Here is a 20,649-nt window from a genome sequence, read left to right as displayed (position 1 = left end):
GCATTTAAAATTTTTAAACAACTACGCCATCAAAAATAAAAATCCATAGCATGAAAAAAGTTAAAATATATATAAGTCTATTCTTAGGTTTAACACTAGCATCGTGTTCAACAAAAAAGCACTATGAAAAAGTAGATGAAGGTATTATTATAAACTTTGATAATCTTAATATTAAAAAATTAAAACTACAAGTTTTAGGCGATCAACTCATTCATGTATCTGCGACGCCAGAAGCTGAATTTCCAAAAGATTCAAGTTTAATTATTGTACCTAAAAAACGTGATATTCCATTCACAGTAGATGAAGTGGGTGATTCCATTCTCTTAAGCACGAATAAACTAAAGGTCATGGTGTCCACTTTAAATGGCGGCATCCAATTTAAAGACAAAAAAGGAAACATTATTTTAGCTGAAGAAAACGGTGGAGGAAAAACGTTTGATCCTATAGAAGTAGAAGACACAAAAGGGTATACCATTCGTCAAATTTTCAACTCACCTCAAGATGAAGCGTTTTATGGTTTAGGACAGCATCAAGCCGATGAATTCAACTTTAAAAACAAAAGCGAAGAATTATTTCAATACAACACAAAAGTATCTGTACCTTTTATAGTGTCTAATAAAAATTATGGATTGTTATGGGATAGTTATGCCTTAAGTCGTTTTGGTGATAGTCGTCCGTTCGAGCAATTAAACACTATTTTTAAAATATACAATAAAGAAGGTAAAGCAGGATCCTTAACAGGAACCTATACCACAACAGATAGTGGTGTAAAAACATTAGTACGCCAAGAAGCCTCTATTTTCTTTGAAGATAAAAAAAGTATAAAAAAACTACCAGAAGGGTTTCCCCTAAAAAACGCATCCCTAACCTATGAGGGAGCGATTGAAGCCCCAAAAACAGGAGCGTATAAATTCTCTTTATATTACGCGGGTTATATCAAAGTATTTTTAAATAACGAAGAAATTGTGCCCGAGCGTTGGCGAACAGCTTGGAATCCGAATAGCTATAAATTTGTGATGGACTTAGAAGCAGGGAAAAAAGTACCACTACGTATCGAATGGCAACCAAATGGAGGTGTTTCGTATTGCGGATTAAGAGCCAAAACACCTCAATTAGAAGAAGAAAAAGGGAATCAAGTATGGTGGAGTGAAATGAACAAATCTTTAAATTATTACTTTGTTCATGGTAATTCGATGGATGAGGTTATAAAAGGCTATCGCGAACTTACAGGTAAAGCTCAAATTATGCCTAAATGGGCTATGGGATACTGGCAAAGTAGAGAACGTTACAAAACAGAAGATGAAATTTTGGGTGCTTTAAAAGGATTTAGAGATCGCAAAATCCCTATCGATAATATTGTATTAGACTGGAATTATTGGGAAGAAGACGCTTGGGGAAGTCACGAGTTTGATGCAAGCCGTTTTCCAGATCCAAAAGGGATGGTAGACGCCATTCATGACATGAACGCAAAAATGATGATTTCTGTTTGGCCTAAATTCTATCGTACTACAAAAAATTTTAAAGCTTTTGATGAAAAAGGCTGGATGTACCAACAAGCCATACAAGATAGTGTGCGTGACTGGGTAGGACCAGGATATATAGGATCTTTCTATGATGCCTATTCAGGAGGTGCGCGTAAATTGTTTTGGAAACAGATTTATGATAATTTATACCCCATTGGCGTTGATGCCTGGTGGATGGATGCCAGTGAGCCGAATGTATTAGATTGTACAGATATGGACTACCGTAAGTCTTTACAGGGGCCAACCGCTTTAGGATCTTCAACAGAATTTTTTAACACTTATGCTTTAATGAATGCAGAAGCCATTTATGATGGTCAACGTGAAGTCGCACCAAACAAGCGTGTATTCTTATTAACAAGATCAGGTTTTGCTGGATTACAACGTTATTCTACAGCCACATGGAGTGGGGATATAGCGACTCGTTGGGAAGATATGAAAGCACAGATTTCTGCGGGTTTAAACTTTGCTGTTTCGGGGATTCCGTATTGGACGATGGACATCGGTGGGTTTTGTGTAGAAGATCGTTATGTAAGTGCACAAGGCGTATATGATAAAACAGGTAAAGAAAATGCAGATTATAAAGAATGGCGTGAGCTAAATGCACGTTGGCACCAGTTTGGAGCCTTTGCACCATTGTACCGTTCCCATGGTCAGTTTCCTTTTCGTGAAGCTTGGAATATTGCTCCCAAAGGGCATCCAGCTTATGAGTCTATCGTATCCTATACCAATTTAAGATATCGATTAATGCCGTATATCTACACCTTGGCAGGAATGACAAACTATGATGATTATACCATTATGCGTCCGTTGGTAATGGATTTTGCGAACGATAAAAACGTAGAAAATATTAGCGATCAATTTATGTTTGGATCTTCTATTATGGTAAATCCGGTCTATAGTTACCAAGCTAGAAACCGTACCGTTTATTTCCCTGCTGGAACCAATTGGTTCGATTTCTATACAGGTGAATATATTAAAGGCGGACAAGATAAAAATGTAGACGCACCTTATGAGCGCATTCCTTTATATATCAAAGAAGGCGCGATTATTCCTGTAGGGCCGGAAATTCAATATACAGATGAAAAACCTGCGGATAAAATTACATTATACGTGTACCGTGGTCAAGATGGAAGCTTTACACTTTATGAAGATGAAGGTGTAAATTATAATTACGAAGCAGGAAAATCAGCTAAAATACCATTCAATTATAATGATGCTGATGGCACATTAACCATTGGAACCCGTGAAGGTGAGTTTAAAGGCATGTTGAAATCCAGAATATTTGTGATTGTGCCTGTAAGTAAAGAAAATCCGAAAGCATTTATTTATGACGCCGAAGGACAAACCATAACTTATGACGGAACGGAACAAACCATCAGTTTAAAATAATATAGATTCTAAATGAAAAAGATAATAAATATATTAATAGCAGTAACATTATTAGTCGTAATCATTTCTTGTAAAAATGAAACTAAAACCCCTGTAGTTAAAAAAATAGAGATAGAAAAAGCATACACTCCAAAAGCATTTGACGCTTCAAAATTTGACACGAAGATTAATGCTTTGATTGCGCAAATGACCCTTGAAGAAAAAATAGGCATGCTACATGGGAATAGCATGTTCACGACTGGTGGTGTAGAACGTTTAGGCATTCCTGAATTAAAAATGGCAGATGGCCCTTTAGGCGTTCGTGAAGAAATATCACGTGATTCTTGGGCTGCTGCAGGTTGGGATAATGATTTTGCAACCTATTACCCTGCTGGTGCTGGCTTATCTGCAACTTGGAATACAGAATTAGCATACCTATTTGGAAATAGTGTAGGACAAGAATTGCGTGCTAGAGATAAAGATATGTTATTGTCTCCTGCCATTAATATTATAAGAACGCCGCTTGGCGGGAGAACCTATGAATATTTTACCGAAGATCCTTTTTTAAACAAAAAATTAGCAGTACCACTTATTATCGGTTTACAAGATAACGATGTGATGGCTTGTGTAAAACATTATGCGGCTAATAACCAAGAGACCAATCGCGATTTTGTAGATGTTCAAATTGATGAACGTACTCTTCGTGAAATTTATTTACCAGCATATAAAGCTGCTGTAACAGAAGCAAATGCTTATAGTTTAATGGGGGCATACAATAAATTTAGAGGCGAATATTTATGTGAGAATGACTATATGCTTAACAAGGTATTACGAGACGAATGGGGCTTTAAAGGTGTTGTTGTTTCAGATTGGGCAGCGGTACATAGCACTGTGAAAACTTTAGAAAACGGTTTGGACATTGAAATGGGAACCCCTACAACAAACTTCAACGAGTTTTTATTAGCTGATAAACTTATTGCAGCAGCCAAAGCAGGAGAGATTTCGGAAGAAGAAATTAACAAACACATCAAACGAATTTTAACAGTGTTATTTCAAGTAAAAGCTATTGATGGTAAAGATCGTGTAAAAGGTAGTATCGCGACTGAAGCACATTACCAAGATGCTTATAAAATCGCAGCAGAATCTATCGTGTTGCTAAAAAACGATAACAATGTATTACCACTACAATTAGAAGGTATTAAGTCTATTGCTGTGATTGGAAACAATGCGACTAAGAAAAATGCGTTGGGAGGATTTGGAGCTGGCGTAAAAACTAAAAGAGAAATAACGCCTTTAGACGGTTTAAAAAATAGATTACCAAAATCTATTACCATCAATTACGCAGAAGGGTATTTAGAGCGTTATGATGATAAGAAAAAAGGAAAATTAGGGGATGTTACCTTAAATGGCCCTGTGACTATTGATGAATTAGACGCAACCAAATTACAAGAAGCTATAGATGCTGCTAAAAACTCAGATATGGTTATCATTTTTGCAGGTTCAAACCGTGATTATGAAACCGAAGCATCAGACCGTAGAAGTTTAGAATTACCTTTTGGCCAAGAAGAATTAATCAATAAAGTTAGAGAGGTAAATCCTAACACACTTGTTGTGATGATTGCAGGAGCTCCATTTGATATTGTAGATATTAGTAAAGAATCGCCAACATTAATTTGGAGTTGGTTTAACGGTTCCGAAGGAGGAAATGCCTTAGCAGACGTTATTTTAGGTAACGTAAATCCTTCAGGTAAATTACCTTGGACAATGCCTAAAAAACTAGAAGATTCTCCAGCTCATGCAACAAACAGTTTCCCTGGAGACGAATCAGTTTCATATACCGAAGGCATTTTAGTAGGCTACCGTTGGTTCGACACCAAAAATGTAGCACCTCTTTATCCTTTTGGATATGGACTATCATATACAAATTTTGAATTTTCAAATTTAAAAACAGATAAAGAGAACTATTCTGAAAATGAAATTATAGAAGTCACTTTTAATCTTAAAAACACAGGAGATGTTGATGGTAAGGAAGTTGCTCAATTATATATTTCAGATCCTAAATCTTATGTTGAAAAAGCAGCTCAAGAATTAAAAGGGTTCAAAAAAGTATTTGTAAAAAGTGGTACTTCAGAAAATGTAACCATCCAAGTACCAGTAAAAGAATTTGCCTATTATAACGAAGTAAAAAAGGAATGGTTGGTAGAATCTGGTGCATATAATATTAGAATAGGAAACTCTTCTAGAGGTATCAAAAAAGAAATACAAATAAATATAGAATAAGATGAAAACATTAAACCACAAAATCATTAATAGTTTTATAGTTAGTATTTTACTAATTATATTTTTAGCCTGTAGCTCAAGTGACCCTTCTGAAGAACCTGATCCAGACCCGGAAGTTACATATACACTAACAACCAACACAACTAGTATAGATTTTGAAAATGGAGCTAGTGATTTTGATGTAACAGTAACTACCAATGTCGATACTTGGGTAATAAGTAGCTCTGGAACAAGTTGGATCACATTAAGCGAAACCACAGGCTCTAGTGGAAGCACAACTGTTAAAGTATCAGTTTCAGAAAACACAAGTATTTCAGACCGATCTTCAACAGTCACTGTAAACGCAAACAATGTTACTGCTGTAAAAATAACAGTAAATCAAGCTGGAATCACATCATCTAATGGTATCTATCCAGATTATAATACAGACCCTATTGCTGCAGATGCCACAGGTATGAGTAGTACTGCTGCAGAAATTGCTGCAAAAATAACATTAGGCTGGAATATTGGTAATAGTTTAGAAGCAACAGGAAGTGAAACAGCATGGGGAAATCCACTTATTACAAAACAATTAATAGATGCTGTTAAAGCAAATGGTTTTAATGCGGTTAGAATTCCTTGTTCTTGGAATCAATATGTAACAGACGATGTTAATGCAAAAATAAAAACAGCATGGCTGGACAGAGTTAAGGAAGTTGTTCAATATTGTATTGATAATGATATGTATGCGATACTAAACATCCATTGGGATGGTGGTTGGTTAGAAAACAACATTACCGAAGCCAATAAAGTAACTATTAATGCGAAGCAAAAAGCATTTTGGGAACAAATAGCGACTCATTTTAGAGATTTTGACGAACACCTATTATTTGCAAGTGCCAACGAACCAGATGCTGAAGATGCTACAGCAATGAGTGTTTTAAATACTTTTCATCAAACATTTATTGATGCTGTTAGAGCAACAGGGGGTAAAAATGCATATAGAACTCTAGTTGTTCAAGGACCTAAAACAGATATAGAATTAACAAATAATTTAATGAATACATTGCCTACCGATACGGCAACAGATCGTATGATGGCTGAGGTTCATTATTATACACCATGGCAATTTGCAGGACTTACCGAAGATGCTTCTTGGGGAAAGATGTTTTATTATTGGGGAGCAGGTTACCACTCAGCTACAGATACAGAGCGTAATACTACTTGGGGAGAAGAAACTTCTCTTGACGCTTATTTTGAATCTATGAAAACTAAGTTTGTAGACCAAGGTATTCCAGTAATATTAGGCGAATTTGGAGCTATTAGACGAAGTAATTTAACAGGTGATGATTTGACATTACATTTAAATTCAAGAGCCTATTATTTAAAATATGTTGTAAAGCAAGCAAAAGCAAATGGTTTACTGCCTTTTTATTGGGACGAAGGAAGTATTGGGAACAACGGATTTGGTCTTTTTGATAGAAGTGATAACACTGTTTTTGATCAACAAGCTTTAGATGCTCTTATTGAAGGATTAAACTAAATTTAAAATAGATGAAAAGGATTCTTGTTTAATAAAAATAGGCAAGAATCTTTTTTTTATTAAAAAATGATGAAAAAAACAATTTTCATAAAGATTATATTGCTTCTGATGGGTTTTAATTTAATTGCCCAAGTAAGAACAATTAAACTTGATTATAATCAAGTATCAGGTAATTTAAACACCATGTTTAAAGAATGCATTGGTGCCGGAAGAGCTAATGAAGGTCTACGTGCCGATTGGCAACAACAATTAGCTTTAGTTAAAAAAGAGTGTGATTTTAAGTATATAAGAATGCATGGTTTATTAACGGATGATATGGCAGTGTACCGTGTCAATTCAAAAGGAGAGGCTGAATATAATTATCAATATGTAGATGTGTTATACGACTATATATTAAGTATAGGAATGAAGCCTTTTGTAGAATTAGGGTTTATGCCATCAGCACTTGCAAGTGGAGACAAAACAGTTTTTTGGTGGAAAGGAAATATTACACCTCCTAAAGATTATGATAAATGGGGGGAATTAATTCAAAATCTTACAGAACATTTCACAGAACGCTATGGTTCAGAAGAAGTAAAAACCTGGTATTTTGAAGTTTGGAATGAGCCTAATTTAAAAGATGGTTTTTGGTCTGGAACTCAAGAGGAATATTTTAAGTTATATGATTATGCTGTACGAGCTGTAAAGCGTGTTAATGCGCTTTATAAGGTAGGTGGTCCCGCAACAGCAGGTAATGCTTGGGTATCTGAAACAATCGAGTATTGTGACACTAATAATACGCCAATCGATTTTATTTCTACTCACGATTATGGTGTAAAACATGGGTATTTAGACGAAACAGGAACTTCAGGTACCATTTTAAATAAAGATGAATGGAGTGTTAGTGGAAAAGTCATTAATTCTAGAAAACAAATTACAGAATCGACGAAACCAGAATTAGAACTTCATTATACAGAATGGAGCTCTTCTTACACGCCTTCAGACCCTATTCATGATAGTTATCATCAAGCAGCCTATATTTTAGAAAAAGTAAAGCAAGTAGGGAATGCGGCTAATTCTATGTCTTATTGGGTATTTACAGATATTTTTGAAGAGGCAGGACCAAGGTTTAAACCTTTTCATGGTGGCTTTGGACTATTAAACATGCAGGGCATTAAAAAACCTTCTTATTTTGCTTATCATTTTTTGAATAAATTAGGAAACATTGAACTTAAAAACAATGATAAAAGATCGTGGGCTTCAAAAAACTCAAAAGGTTCTTTGCAATTGTTAATGTGGGATTTTACAAATACACATCCAGGAGATTCTGTTCTTAATCAAACATATTATATTAAAGATTTACCTTCTAAACCAAAGGGACATGTTAAAGTTGAAATTAGTGATATTCCGAAAGGGAAATACTATTTAAAAACATATAAAATAGGATATAAAGTAAACGATGCTTACGCGACCTATTTGTCTATGAATAAACCCAATCAACTTACTAAACAGCAAGTTGAAACCATTAAGGAGCAGAATAATGGCGCTCCTATTTCTGTAGAATCAATAACTATTAATAAAGCTAGAAGTTTTATTAAAGAGCTAGAGATTAATGAGAATGATGTATTTCTTCTAACTTTAGAAAAATAAAAAAAATGAAAAACAGGTTTTCTGTAATATTTTTAATTGTACTAGTATCAATAACGGTTAATGCTCAGGACAGTGCTCGCTTCTTTCCAAAAGAGGATTTAATGTCTATAGGAATATACTATTACCCAGAACATTGGAATGAAAATGAATGGGAAAGAGACATTAAAAATATTTCAGAATTAGGTTTTGAATTTATTCATCTTGCAGAATTTGCTTGGATAAACATGGAACCACAAGAAGGGGTTTATGACTTTGAATGGCTGGATAAAGTTATAAATCTTGCAAAAAAATATAACTTAAAAGTTATTTTAGGAACACCAACAGCTATTTCACCAGTTTGGATGGGGATTAAACACCCTGAAATTTATGCTATGGGTTCTAATTATTTACGAGCAGAACATGGTACCAGAGCACAACAATCGTTAAGTAACCCTGTTTGGAGGGATTATTCAAAAAAAATAATTACAAAACTGGGTGAACGTTACGGAAGTAACTCAACTGTTATTGGCTGGCAATTAGATAACGAACCAGAAGCCAAAGAAGATTACAGTCCCTCGTCACAAAAGGCTTTTAAAATATGGCTAGAAAATAAATACAAAATAATTGATGCTTTAAACAATGCTTGGGGAACGGCGTTTTGGAATCAAACCTATTCAGATTTTAATCAAATTAAAATACACAATGCCAATCATGTAGGTTGGTGGGGAACGAATCCACATGCTTTATTAGATTTTAAACGCTATTCGGCAGATACACAAGCAGATTTTTTAGACTTTCAAGCTGATATATTACGTCCCATGATTTCTAAAAATCAATACATCACTACTAATTACACAGCGACTACTTACGGAGCAGATCCAAGACGTACCAAAGAACTAGATTTTAATGCCTTTACAAGTTATCCAAACAAAGGACAAGCCAATATTGGTGAAAATGGATTTAGACTTGGAGATCCTAAAGAAATATCGTTTGCATTGAGTTTTTTTAAACCCGAAAACGACGTATCTGGCGTTATGGAATTGCAACCAGGTTTTGTGAATTGGGGGAGCATAAATCCGCTGTTACAACCCGGAGCTTTGCGTATGTGGTTATACCATTGCTTTGGAGGTGATTTGTCATTTGCATGTTCGTACCGTTACAGACAAATAAATTATAGTGCAGAACAGTATCATAGTGGTATTACAAAACTAGATGGTGTTACATTATCGCAAGGCGGAAAAGATTATAAGCAAACAATGCATGAAATGAAAATGTTGAGAGATGCCTATAACCCGAAAGCTAAAATGCCTTCAGAATTAATAAAACGAAAAACAGCTTTACTTTGGAATTATGATAATTTATGGAGTATGTCTCGTCAAGGGCAAACAAGCCAATGGAACACCTTATCATTTTTTCAGAAATATTTAGAAATAAGCAAATCGTTTGGAGCACCCTCAGATATTGTTTATGACGATGATAACCTAAACGATTATAACGTAGTAATTATTCCAGCTTTTGAATTGGTTGATGATGCCATAATTACAAAATGGACTAATTATGTGAAGCAAGGAGGTAATCTTGTTTTAACACTAAGAACTGGTGTAAAAGATAAAAACGGTCATTTATTTCAATCAGCTTACGGAGAAAAAATATATGCGCTCATAGATGCTAAGATTGATTATTTCGATCATTTGTTACCACACATGAAAGGCACAATTTCTGGCAACAATCAAGAATATGGCTGGAACAATTGGGCAGACTTAGTAAATGCTAACAAATCAGAAAATGTATGGGCTACATATACCAATCAATTCTACGCAGGTAAAGCCGCTGTAGTAACCAATACATTAGGAAAGGGAACTGTTACCTATATTGGAGTCGATACCGATGATGCACAACTTGAAAAAGATGTTTTACGAAATGTATACAGCAACGCTAATATATCTACTGAGGATTATCCAGAAGGCGTGTATGTACAATGGCGAGATGGTTTTTGGATAGCTGTGAATTATTCATCAAAAGCATACCAGTTAAAATTACCAAACAATGCTAAAATACTTATCGGAACAAAAACAGTTGAATCAGGTGGTGTAACAGTTTGGACAGAATAATATAAGCATGAAAAAGGCTTTCTATATTTTATGTATGGCGCTCAGCATTTTAAGTTGTGTGAAAGACAAAAAAGAACAACAAGAAACCCCAAAACCGACATATGAGACTAACTGGGAATCTTTAGCCAAATATGATGAAGCTGCCGAATGGTTTAAAGATGCTAAATTCGGAATTTATGCACATTGGGGCGTTATGTCGGTGCCTGCCTATGCCAATGATTGGTATGCTAGAAATATGCATATAGAAGGCACAGATGAATTTAAACACCATGTAGAAACCTATGGAGCACATTCAAAATTTGGTTATCATGATTATGTTCCTATGTTTAAAGCAGAAAAATTTGATGCTAATGCTTGGGCAGATCTTTTTGAAAAATCGGGCGCGAAATTTGCTGGTTTGGTTGCCGAACATCATGATGGATGGTCTAATTGGGGCAGCAAAATCAACCCTTGGAATGCTGTTGATATGGGACCAAAACGAGATGTGTTAGGAGAACTAAGTGCTGCCATTAAAAAAAAGAATATGAAGTTTGTTGCCTCATTTCACATGGCTCGAAATCTTCAAATTTTTAAAGAACAACCAGAAAAATGGTTAAATGATACATCATATTTTCCTTATAATCCTAAATTACCAACATCTTCTGAAGATCCTCTTTTAGCAAAAATGTATGGCAATATTTCGAAAGAAAAATTCAATAACAATTGGATTGGTCAGCTAAAAGAAGTGATAGATAATTACAGTCCAGATTTAATTTATTTCGATAGTCAAACTCAAAAAATACCAGAAGCTTATAAAAAAGAATTCGCAGCTTATTATTTTAATAATGCTGTTGAAGAAAATAAGCAAGTTGTTTTCACACATAAAGAAGGTGAATTTCCAAAATCGGTAAGTCTGGAAGATTTTGAAAAAGGACGTATGAACAAAATTACTAAAGAGTTCTGGTTAACAGACGAAACCGTATCTTTAGGAAGCTGGAGTTACACCAATACTTTAGGCTTAAAAAAAACGAATGACATTATTCATGTGTTAGCAGATGTTGTTAGCAAAAATGGTGCTTTAATGCTTAATGTGTCACCCATGGGAAATGGCATTATCCCTATAAATCAACAAAATATTTTATTAGAAATAGGGGATTGGTTGAAAACGAATGGAGAAGCTATTTATGGTTCTCGTCCATGGAAAGTTTTTGGAGAAGGCCCAACCAAGCAAGAAAAGTCTGGGATGTTTTTAGATAAGATAACGTATACACCTCAAGACATTCGTTATACCAGAAAAGAAACTACTATTTATGCTATTGTTTTAGGATGGCCAGGTAATAATAAATTTTTAACTTTAACAGCTTTTACAAATGCAATTTTAGGAAATCAAATTCCAAAAATAAAAACGATTTCTATATTAGGTTATAAAGGTGAAGTTTCTTTTTCAATAGAAGAGAAAGGCTTACTTTTAAAAACGCCTAATCAAGAAATTGATGATAAAGCGTTTGTTATTAAAATTGAAACAAAATCCTAAAAATTAATACACATGAAGCTATTATTTTCTTTACTTTTTTTTGTTCTCAGTATAGTCTCATATGGTCAGGTAGAATTGCCATTATTATTTTCAGATGGCATGGTTTTACAACGAGACAAACCAATTCCTGTTTGGGGATGGGCAAATGCTGGCGAAAAGATAGAGATCAGTTTAAACAAACAAATTATACGAACTAAAGCTGATAAAAACGGAAAATGGTCTATAAAATTAAAGCCTGAAATAGCAGGAGGCCCATACACAATGACCTTCAAAGGAAAAAATACTATTGTTTTAAAAGATATTTTAATTGGTGAAGTATGGATTTGCAGTGGGCAATCGAATATGGAGTTTTCTGTAAGTAGAGCCATGAATTCCAAACAAGAAATAAACGATTCTGATTTTCCGATGATACGTCATTTTTCAGTTGAAAAAAATATGGCATCAACTCCAAAATCTAAAATAAAATCAGGAAAATGGGATGTATGTAATAAAGCTAATGTTGGTAATTTTTCTGCGGTAGGTTATTACTTTGCTAAAAAATTATATACTGAATTAAAAATCCCCATTGGCATTATTCATTCTTCTTGGGGTGGAACTAATGTTGAAACTTGGACGAGTAGAGATGCTTTTGAGGGTAGTGATGAATTTAAAGATATGATTGCTAAAATACCTAACGTAGACATTGATTTGCTCTTAGAAGAACAAATGAAAGTGATTAGCAATACCATTGAAAAAATACAAGGTTTTAAGGTAAGCACAAATAATGAAGCTTCCTATAAACTAGCTTCTGTTGATGATTCAAAATGGCCAGAAATGGATGCACCTAGTTATTGGGAAAACCAACAATTATCTAACCTAGATGGTTTTGTTTGGATGCGTAAAACGGTTACTATTTCAAAAGAAGATGCTAACAAAGAAGCGCTACTAGAATTAGCAAAAATTGACGACCAAGATTCAACTTACGTCAATGGCAGTTTTGTTGGAACGACTAGAAGATACGACGAAAATAGAGTTTATACTGTTCCAGAAAATATTTTAAAGGAAGGTAAAAATGTTATTGCTGTCAGAATTTTTGATTATGCAGGTGGTGGCGGTATTTACGATAATGATGCTAATTTTAAATTAACAACGCAAAACAATGTTATTCCTTTATCTGGTAAATGGAAATTCAATGTTATAGAAATAAAAAGTCAGACATCTCCAAACAGCTATCCGTCATTACTTTATAACGCTATGATAAATCCATTAATTCCATATGCTTTTCAAGGGGTTTTGTGGTATCAAGGTGAAGCCAACGTTAATAGAGCACAACAATATAAAAAAGCATTTCCACTAATGATAACCGATTGGAGAAATCAATGGCAACAAGGTGATTTTCCTTTTTATTTTGTGCAATTATCTAGTTACGATGAATTTGGAGGAAACAGTAATAAAGGTAGCAAATGGGCAGAATTAAGAGAAGCTCAAACAGAAACATTACAACTAGCTAATACAGGCATGTGTGTTACTACAGATATTGGTAATGCCAAAGATATTCACCCTACAAATAAACAAGATGTTGGTAAACGACTTGCTGCGATAGCTTTAAATAATGTTTACAATAAAGAGGTTGTTTTTAGTGGACCGACTTTTAAATCTATGGAAATTAAGGCTGATAAAATCATTTTAACTTTTGATAATATAGGACGTGGTTTAATGACTACGGATAAATATGGATATATCAAAGGATTTGAAATTGCAGGCACCGATAAAGTGTTTCATTATGCAAAAGCATTTATTAAAGATGATAAAGTAATTGTTTACAATGAAAATGTATCAAACCCCGTTGCTATCCATTATGGATGGGCAGACGATGCTGGAGATTGTAATCTTTATAACTCAGAAAAACTCCCTTCAGCTCCTTTCAGAACTGACAACTGGGAAACACTTACAAAAAATGAAACATATAAAGCACCATAAATTAAAGACTATTTGACTAATGCACAGCAGTTGGAATGCTTTGTTTTTCTCCAATAACCACTTCGTTAAACTGAACATTTTTTGTATTCGTTAGTGTCAATCCATTTTTTGCTGAAGTAATATTTACATGATCTATAATGACGTTTTCTACTTGAAAACCAGGATAGCCTTCTATAACAATTGCTGTATTAGAAACAGCATTAAAACTAACGTTTCTAATACTGATATCTGAAATTTTTGAAGGATACTTTCCACTACCCTCTCCATGGTAATTAGAAGTCATATAAATAGCATCTTCCACATCGCCAAAGGCTATATTTTCAATATGAATATTTTTAACATATCCACCTCTATCCGAATTTGTTTTTACATAAATACCGCGTTTTAAATAGCCGCTTGCTTCGCTATCAAAAACATAAACATTTTTTACGCCAGCAGACATTTCGCTACCAATAACTAAGGCATGAAGTCCTTTAAATTTGCAATTTCTAACAACAATATTCTCTGATGGTAAATTAGAATTTCGACCATCATCATCTCGTCCTGCTTTAATGGCTATATTATCATCGGCAGTATTAAACGCTATGTTTTCAATTAGCACATCGCTAGACTGTTCAATATCCAATCCGTCGTTGTTTTTATTATGTGCATCATAACGAATACCACGAAGTGTAATGCTTTTGCTCTTTAATAAGTGAACACACCAAAATGGAGCATCCTCCACCTTCACATCTTCTATTAAAATATTTTTTGAGTTTACAAACTGAATCAGTTGTGGTCTTAAATAATAACCTTCACCAAAAACACGATTTTTAACGGGTACTTGCTGGTGGTTCATTTCACGACTTAAAAGCTGTCCTTTTTTCTCTAAAGGTTTCCAAGTAGCCCAATTTTTATGACCTTGGCCATCTATAGTTCCTTTTCCTGTAATTGCAACATCTTGAACGTTGATACCATAAATCATCGGGCTATGATTATAAACCGCTGTGCCTTCCCAACTCGTTGATACATTTGGGTAATCTATTGGATTATCTCCAAAAACCAACGTTGCGCCTACTTCTAAATGAAGATTTACATAGCTTTTAAAATGAATGGGGCCATTTATTTTATAGGTGCCTTTAGGGACAACAATAGTTCCTCCATTTTTTTTAGCACAGGCATCCATTGCTTTATCGAATGCTTTTTTACAATCTTTTACGCCATCCCCTTTTGCACCAAATTGAGTAACATGAACCACATACTTTGGAATATTTGGTAATGAGATTCTACTTTCAATACTTGCTATAATGGAATCTTTATTGAATGTGTTCTGCGCTTCAATTTGATGGATGAATACTAATATTATTAAAATTAATTTCTTCATTTTATATAAATTAAACTTCTAAAGACCAATGATATTTTTGAAACTTTAACTTGATTAATTTTTTATTAAACCTGATAATGTTGGTACTTTCTTTTTCAACTCAGCTATGGCTAATTTAGCGACTTCATGAGCTCCTAAATTTGACAAATGGGTATCATCATGCTTAGCGTCTTTGTAATATGGATTTTCACCTGGTTCAAAATGAAGATGTAACTTTTTAGAACCTTCTACTCCATACGACTCTTCTAGATGTTCAGTAAAATATTGTAAGTCTATAAAAGGCACGTCATACTCTAAAGCCACTAAACGAGTTTCTAATGGATACTCACCATGGGTGTCGATTAATGTTCCATGTTCATTAAAATTACGCCTTACAATGGATGAAAACAATACAGGTGTTGCGCCTTTTGCTCTGGCTTCTTCCACAAATCGGATTAGATTATGTCTATAAGTTACATGCGGATTGGTATAACGATCTGGAGATTTGAATTTTTGATCATTGTGTCCAAATTGAATAAAAACAAAATCACCTTTTTTTATGGTCTTAAGTATCGAATCCCAACGCCCTTCACCAATAAAACTTCTGCTACTTCTTCCATTTACAGCGCGATTATCTATTACAGTATTTTCTTTAAAATATTGTGGTAACACTTGACCCCAACCGTGTTCTGGATTTGTTTCTGGATCCTTTTTATTTGACATGGTAGAATCGCCAATCATATAAATTGTTGTTTGTTGTGCCATACAACTAGTGGCTATAAATAGTAGAATTAATAGTTTAAATTTCATTTTAAATATTATTATTAATTGTATTATGATTGATAAATTTAAACATTTATTAAAATCTTTCGTTTACAATACTATTGAAAATAGAACCAAATTGATATCTAATTCCAAAAGAACCAGAAACTTCATATGAGGTAGGCAATTTTCGAACATTTAACAACAGTTCTTCATCGCTTAGCTCGCTTAAGGGTAAATAAAATTGGTCATTAATTTTGTTTGCTTCCATTCCAAATTCGAAAAACAGACCTCTAGCCAGTCTAAATGATAAGTTTACCTCTAAATCAATGGAATAATCCTTATACTTTGGAAAATAATGAGTTCCTTGTAATTTTGTTGTGATCACTCCCCATTTTTCAATAAGCTCTAACTTTGTTTCCAATTTTTCTCTCCAACGATGTTCCGATATTTTGGAAAATATTGTTGGTTCATAGTAACCAAGCCATGAAGAACCAAAAGCATAGGAAATAGTAAAGGCTCTTCTAGATGCTTCCGACCATGGAAATATATTATATTCTAGAGCTGGGGAAATATTAGAATTATACCTAATATTTTTGTATGTGTCCTGTGAATTTACAAGAAACAACCCTACAGACAATTTATTAGATATACTATAAGCAATTCTCGACCTCATTTGACGCTCTTCATTGAGCACATGAATATCCGTAGATACGGAATCTTTAATTTTAGTTATAATTTCCTCCTCTTTTTTAAAACTATAATCATTCCGTATTCTCCAAATTTCAGTTACTCTATCTGCTTTAAATTCATATTCATATCCGTATTCTTTTTTCTGTTCTTCAATATTAAAATCACCTCCAAAACTTACATTAAACACCCAATAATTCCAAGGATCATCAGTTTTATTAAATTCTTTAAAACTATTCTCATCTTGTTCTAATTCATTTACAACAATAGAATAGCTCGTATTAAATCTATTTAGGAATGGTACAAGGCCTAATTTTAATGTTTCAGTAAATTTAGAGCGAATGTCATCGGGTGTATCATTTGAATATGTAAGACAATTTAATTCAAATTTATCGTTGGATGGCATTGCTTTGTTCGTAAATACAAAATAATATAAATCACCATTACTCCCAGTTGATCTAGTACTGGTTAGCACATATACATCACAGACATTTTGATCGGTAACAAAATCTACGAATGTCAACGCTCTTTTAGTATAACCCAAATCTGGAATTTCACCATCTATGAAAACTTTTAATTTTTTATTTTCTTGAGCACATAGATTGTTTAGTTGAAAAACAAAAAGTATAATAAAAAGCAGTTTATTCATAATTCTAATGCGAAGAATTCGAATACCAAGGTAATTTTGAATTTTCTAATTTGTAATCCATTATATTTTCTATGGTATATTTTTTAGCTTGAGATTTTTTTAATTGGTGCGACCACTTCTCTCTTTTTTCTGATTGAGAACCTTTACCTGTGCTATGATATTCAGCATAAAACGTTGATACTTCAGCTTCTTTTTTAGACCAATTATGCCACCCTTCTGGTTTTATATGTTTACCCATTTCACAATTAATGAATACCGTTTTTGCATAGAGTCGCCATGGTCTACCTAAATACACCTCGGTTACGTTTTCTTCAGCAGTTAACTTACAGTTTTTAAACACATAACCAAACTTTTGATTTTTAGGAGTGGAGGCGGCTGTAATATATGAGTTTGATTTATTGTGAATAGTACACGACTCAAAAAGTACGGTGGCTTCACCAAAAATAAAGTCTGTAGTACCTTCTATATAACAATTTTTGAAGTATTGTTTGAACCCTTCACCAGCAGTGTAAATGGTGTCTTGATTTCCTAAAAAAGAACAGTTTTCAAAATAACATCTATTAGCGTTAACTGATAGTGCTACCGCTTGCCCAACAGCACCTGCCGTGTTTTTTATGGTCAGGTTTTTTGCTATAAAATCGTCTCCTTCAACCAAAACGGTTGATGTGTGAAACGTACTATTTCTTCCTAAATTTATTCTATCAAAATAATCATCGAAAGTGATAATGGTATTTTCTTTGCTTTCTCCAATTAATGAAACTTTCGTGTTCCATGAATATACATGTACTTTTTCATTATAAACGCCATTTTTTATATTGACAATTACCCGTTGATAAGGAAAAGATTTAGCAGCATACATGGCTTCTTGAATGGTTGTAAAATCGCCACTCCCGTCTTTAGCAACAACCATGTTATACTCGTCTTTGGGTTTTTGAGCATATAAATTAATACCAACAGAAATAAGTGTGACTATAAAAAAAAGCTTTCTAAGTTTCATTATCGTTCAAATTTTAATTCCATTTAAATGCAAAATATTTACAGGGGGAATCATCAGCATTGCTTATCCCATGTAATAACTGTGAGTTTGCAAAAAACAAATCGCCTGCGGTTCCTTTATAAACTTTACCATCAATGGACATTTCAGCATTACCAGAAATAAGTAAAATTATTTCGGTTTCAATATGAGTATGTGGGTTATGGCTTGGTCCTTTTTTATCTAATTGGGTAATGTGCATTTCAAAACGTTCACACATAGCTGTAGATCTATCAAAATAAGCAATACCTCCACCTTTTGTACTTGGTTTAAATTCTAAATTATCAGCGTTATACACTACAGAACCACCACTGGTTTGTCCGCGTTCAATATTCATCTGTTTTTTAGACTTATAGCTCATAATGTAATACGTCAAGTTTGTGTTGCCTACATTTTCAATTGAATGTATTTCCTTCGGCATAAATAAAACAACACTTCCTGGTCCAACAATTTCACTTTTCCCTTCATTGGTTACTTTCATAAGCCCTTCTTTAACAATGATGCATTCTTCTATATCATCATTTGCATTTGGCTTGTTGGGTTTAGCTCCCGGTAACTGAGTAGTCGCATGCATTTCGAAATATTCAAAATGTGGAGATACTCCTTCAAAGATATTTCTTGATTCTTTGTCCTCTCCTTTATTTACAGGGAGCGAATCCCATCTATAAACTCCGTCTTTAACAGGTTTTAAATGAACATTACTTTGTGCCAATATGTTTTCAGCAAAAAGAATAAATAGAAAGGATACAATAATTGGTTTCATTAGTGATTTCATGATTTAATACAAATAAATAAAGTGAATCTGAAAACAAATGGGAATGAATCTGGAATGAATCTGGAATTTTTTAAATTCTGATTTTCCTTGAAAATAAAATTTGCTTTCTGTTATTTTAAAAATCGAGCTTTATAATGTGCTTACGATTTTTATTAAAATTCTTCAATCACTGGTTTCCCTTCCATCCAAGCTATCATATTCAAAACTAAATAATTCCAATTTTGAAAGCCTTTATTTAAAAGAGGTTCGCCAGTTTCTGGTTCGTAATATTCGTGTAAAGCGCCATTTTTTTCAAAATCTTTTCCAAAAAGCCAAATAGTTCTAGATGCCAACTCTTTAGCTTCTGCAGTAAACCCATAATCCTTTAAACCTTTAAAAACCATGTAATTTGAAATCCCCCAAATAGGGCCTCTCCAGTTTGATGGGTTTGCACTTGCACGCATACTATACATTTTTTCCATTTTAGAAAGTGTTCTAACCCCTGATTGAGAATTAAACGTTTTAGGATTAGAATAATGCTCTTTTACAATACGTTCAGCTTGTTCAGGCGTTGCAATTCCAGACCATAATGCTAAAAACCCAGACCATACTTCGATACGTTGAATTAAACAATCATAATCACGCGGATAACCGCTGTGAATCATAAAATCTTTTCCTAATGTATTATCAAGTCTGTTTTTAGCAGGTGTTAAATTTAAATCGACACTATAGAAAAACCCATCGCGTTCATCCCAACAATGTTTTTGAATGGCTGCTTTTAAGTTTTTAGCATCCTCAGCAAATTCTTTTCCTATTTCAGATTGATTTAATTGATTTGCTAAGTAAACCATCGCATTTAATTCCTTATACATTAAACAATTTAAGTATATAGAACCTGAACTTTTTGCTGGTCTAAAAAATGTAGCAGGGTCATTATCAACTCCAATTGCTACATCATTTTGCCAATAATACAAACCTGTTGTTTTGTTACGATGATGTGATTTATAATTGTTTACAAATGCCTGTAGATGATAAAATTTCTCGCGAAGCCAATTTGCATCGCCTCCATTCGTTTGTGTTAAAAATGCTGCATGTTGTGCCAAAACTGGTTTATGCATGTTTACATCATAAATATTTTCGGGCATGATGTCTCGGGGTTTCGAATCTTCCCATATTACAATTGGCAAGTAACCATCCCACTCACCATAATGCAGAAAATTAAGCACACAACCTTGTTCGTATTTAACAGCTTCTTTTTTATCCTTATCAGAACCTACATCCGTTAAAATTTGACGAAGTGCAATATTGCTTAACCAAGAATCCCAGTCCCATAATACATTATCGTATTGATTACTTCCTGGCGTTAAAAACGGATATACTAAAGCGCCACTACTCGGGCGGTACATCTTTTTATAATCTTTATAAACATTCGATTTAATAATGGATGCGTAATGCGAAATGGAATCTTTTCCTTGACTAAAAGTCAGAGAACTCAAAAATAGTATCATTAAAATTGTAATGTTTTTTTTCATCTT

13 protein-coding genes are annotated in these 20,649 nt (G+C 33.7%); 7 read left to right on the top strand and 6 right to left on the bottom strand.

Features of this window, described 5'->3' with window-relative positions; all coding sequences use genetic code 11:
* Positions 1-50 precede the first annotated feature (50 nt).
* The 7 genes from QLS71_RS09335 (at position 51) to QLS71_RS09305 (ending at position 13,884) form a co-directional block, all read left to right on the top strand.
* Positions 51-2,912 carry a TIM-barrel domain-containing protein gene (locus tag QLS71_RS09335; protein ID WP_308991029.1) on the top strand — a complete coding sequence of 954 codons (2,862 nt, stop codon included), beginning with the start codon at positions 51-53 and terminating at the stop codon, positions 2,910-2,912.
* A 12-nt stretch (positions 2,913-2,924) separates the two neighbouring features.
* On the top strand, positions 2,925-5,171 hold the full coding sequence (locus QLS71_RS09330; protein WP_308991030.1) for a glycoside hydrolase family 3 C-terminal domain-containing protein: 2,247 nt from the start codon (positions 2,925-2,927) through the stop codon (positions 5,169-5,171).
* A gap of 1 nt (position 5,172) precedes the next feature.
* Entirely contained in the window at positions 5,173-6,693 is a 1,521-nt protein-coding gene (locus QLS71_RS09325) for a cellulase family glycosylhydrolase (RefSeq protein WP_308991031.1), read from the top strand.
* A 66-nt stretch (positions 6,694-6,759) separates the two neighbouring features.
* Complete coding sequence (locus QLS71_RS09320) at positions 6,760-8,322, top strand: glycoside hydrolase (protein WP_308991032.1); 1,563 nt, start codon at positions 6,760-6,762, stop codon at positions 8,320-8,322.
* 5 nt (positions 8,323-8,327) lie between these two features.
* A complete protein-coding gene (locus tag QLS71_RS09315; RefSeq protein WP_308991033.1) occupies positions 8,328-10,412 on the top strand; it encodes a beta-galactosidase in 2,085 nt (694 codons plus the stop codon).
* A gap of 34 nt (positions 10,413-10,446) precedes the next feature.
* Positions 10,447-11,925 carry an alpha-L-fucosidase gene (locus QLS71_RS09310; protein ID WP_308991034.1) on the top strand — a complete coding sequence of 493 codons (1,479 nt, stop codon included), beginning with the start codon at positions 10,447-10,449 and terminating at the stop codon, positions 11,923-11,925.
* 12 nt (positions 11,926-11,937) lie between these two features.
* Positions 11,938-13,884: a sialate O-acetylesterase gene (locus tag QLS71_RS09305; RefSeq protein ID WP_308991035.1), complete on the top strand. Its 1,947-nt coding sequence runs from the start codon at positions 11,938-11,940 to the stop codon at positions 13,882-13,884.
* A gap of 16 nt (positions 13,885-13,900) precedes the next feature.
* On the opposite strand, the gene QLS71_RS09300 is transcribed toward QLS71_RS09305, so the two are convergent.
* From QLS71_RS09300 to QLS71_RS09275, 6 genes are all read right to left on the bottom strand, one after another.
* On the bottom strand, positions 13,901-15,247 hold the full coding sequence (locus QLS71_RS09300) for a glycoside hydrolase family 28 protein (RefSeq protein ID WP_308991036.1): 1,347 nt from the start codon (positions 15,245-15,247) through the stop codon (positions 13,901-13,903).
* A 54-nt stretch (positions 15,248-15,301) separates the two neighbouring features.
* Positions 15,302-16,036, bottom strand: a complete 735-nt coding sequence (locus tag QLS71_RS09295; protein WP_308991037.1) for a rhamnogalacturonan acetylesterase — start codon at positions 16,034-16,036, stop codon at positions 15,302-15,304.
* A gap of 49 nt (positions 16,037-16,085) precedes the next feature.
* Positions 16,086-17,327: a hypothetical protein gene (locus QLS71_RS09290; RefSeq protein WP_308991038.1), complete on the bottom strand. Its 1,242-nt coding sequence runs from the start codon at positions 17,325-17,327 to the stop codon at positions 16,086-16,088.
* 4 nt (positions 17,328-17,331) lie between these two features.
* The gene (locus QLS71_RS09285; RefSeq protein WP_308991039.1) at positions 17,332-18,324 is read right to left on the bottom strand and encodes a pectinesterase family protein; all 993 of its coding nucleotides are present in this window, start codon (positions 18,322-18,324) and stop codon (positions 17,332-17,334) included.
* A 13-nt stretch (positions 18,325-18,337) separates the two neighbouring features.
* Complete coding sequence (locus QLS71_RS09280) at positions 18,338-19,135, bottom strand: cupin domain-containing protein (RefSeq protein ID WP_308991040.1); 798 nt, start codon at positions 19,133-19,135, stop codon at positions 18,338-18,340.
* A gap of 152 nt (positions 19,136-19,287) precedes the next feature.
* A complete protein-coding gene (locus QLS71_RS09275) occupies positions 19,288-20,646 on the bottom strand; it encodes a trehalase family glycosidase (protein ID WP_308991041.1) in 1,359 nt (452 codons plus the stop codon).
* Positions 20,647-20,649 lie beyond the last annotated feature (3 nt).

Origin of the sequence: Mariniflexile litorale (assembly GCF_031128465.2) — a bacterium.
GTDB lineage: Bacteria > Bacteroidota > Bacteroidia > Flavobacteriales > Flavobacteriaceae > Mariniflexile > Mariniflexile litorale.
Note: the sequence above shows the minus strand (reverse complement) of the source record. Positions and strands in the feature narration are given on the sequence as shown.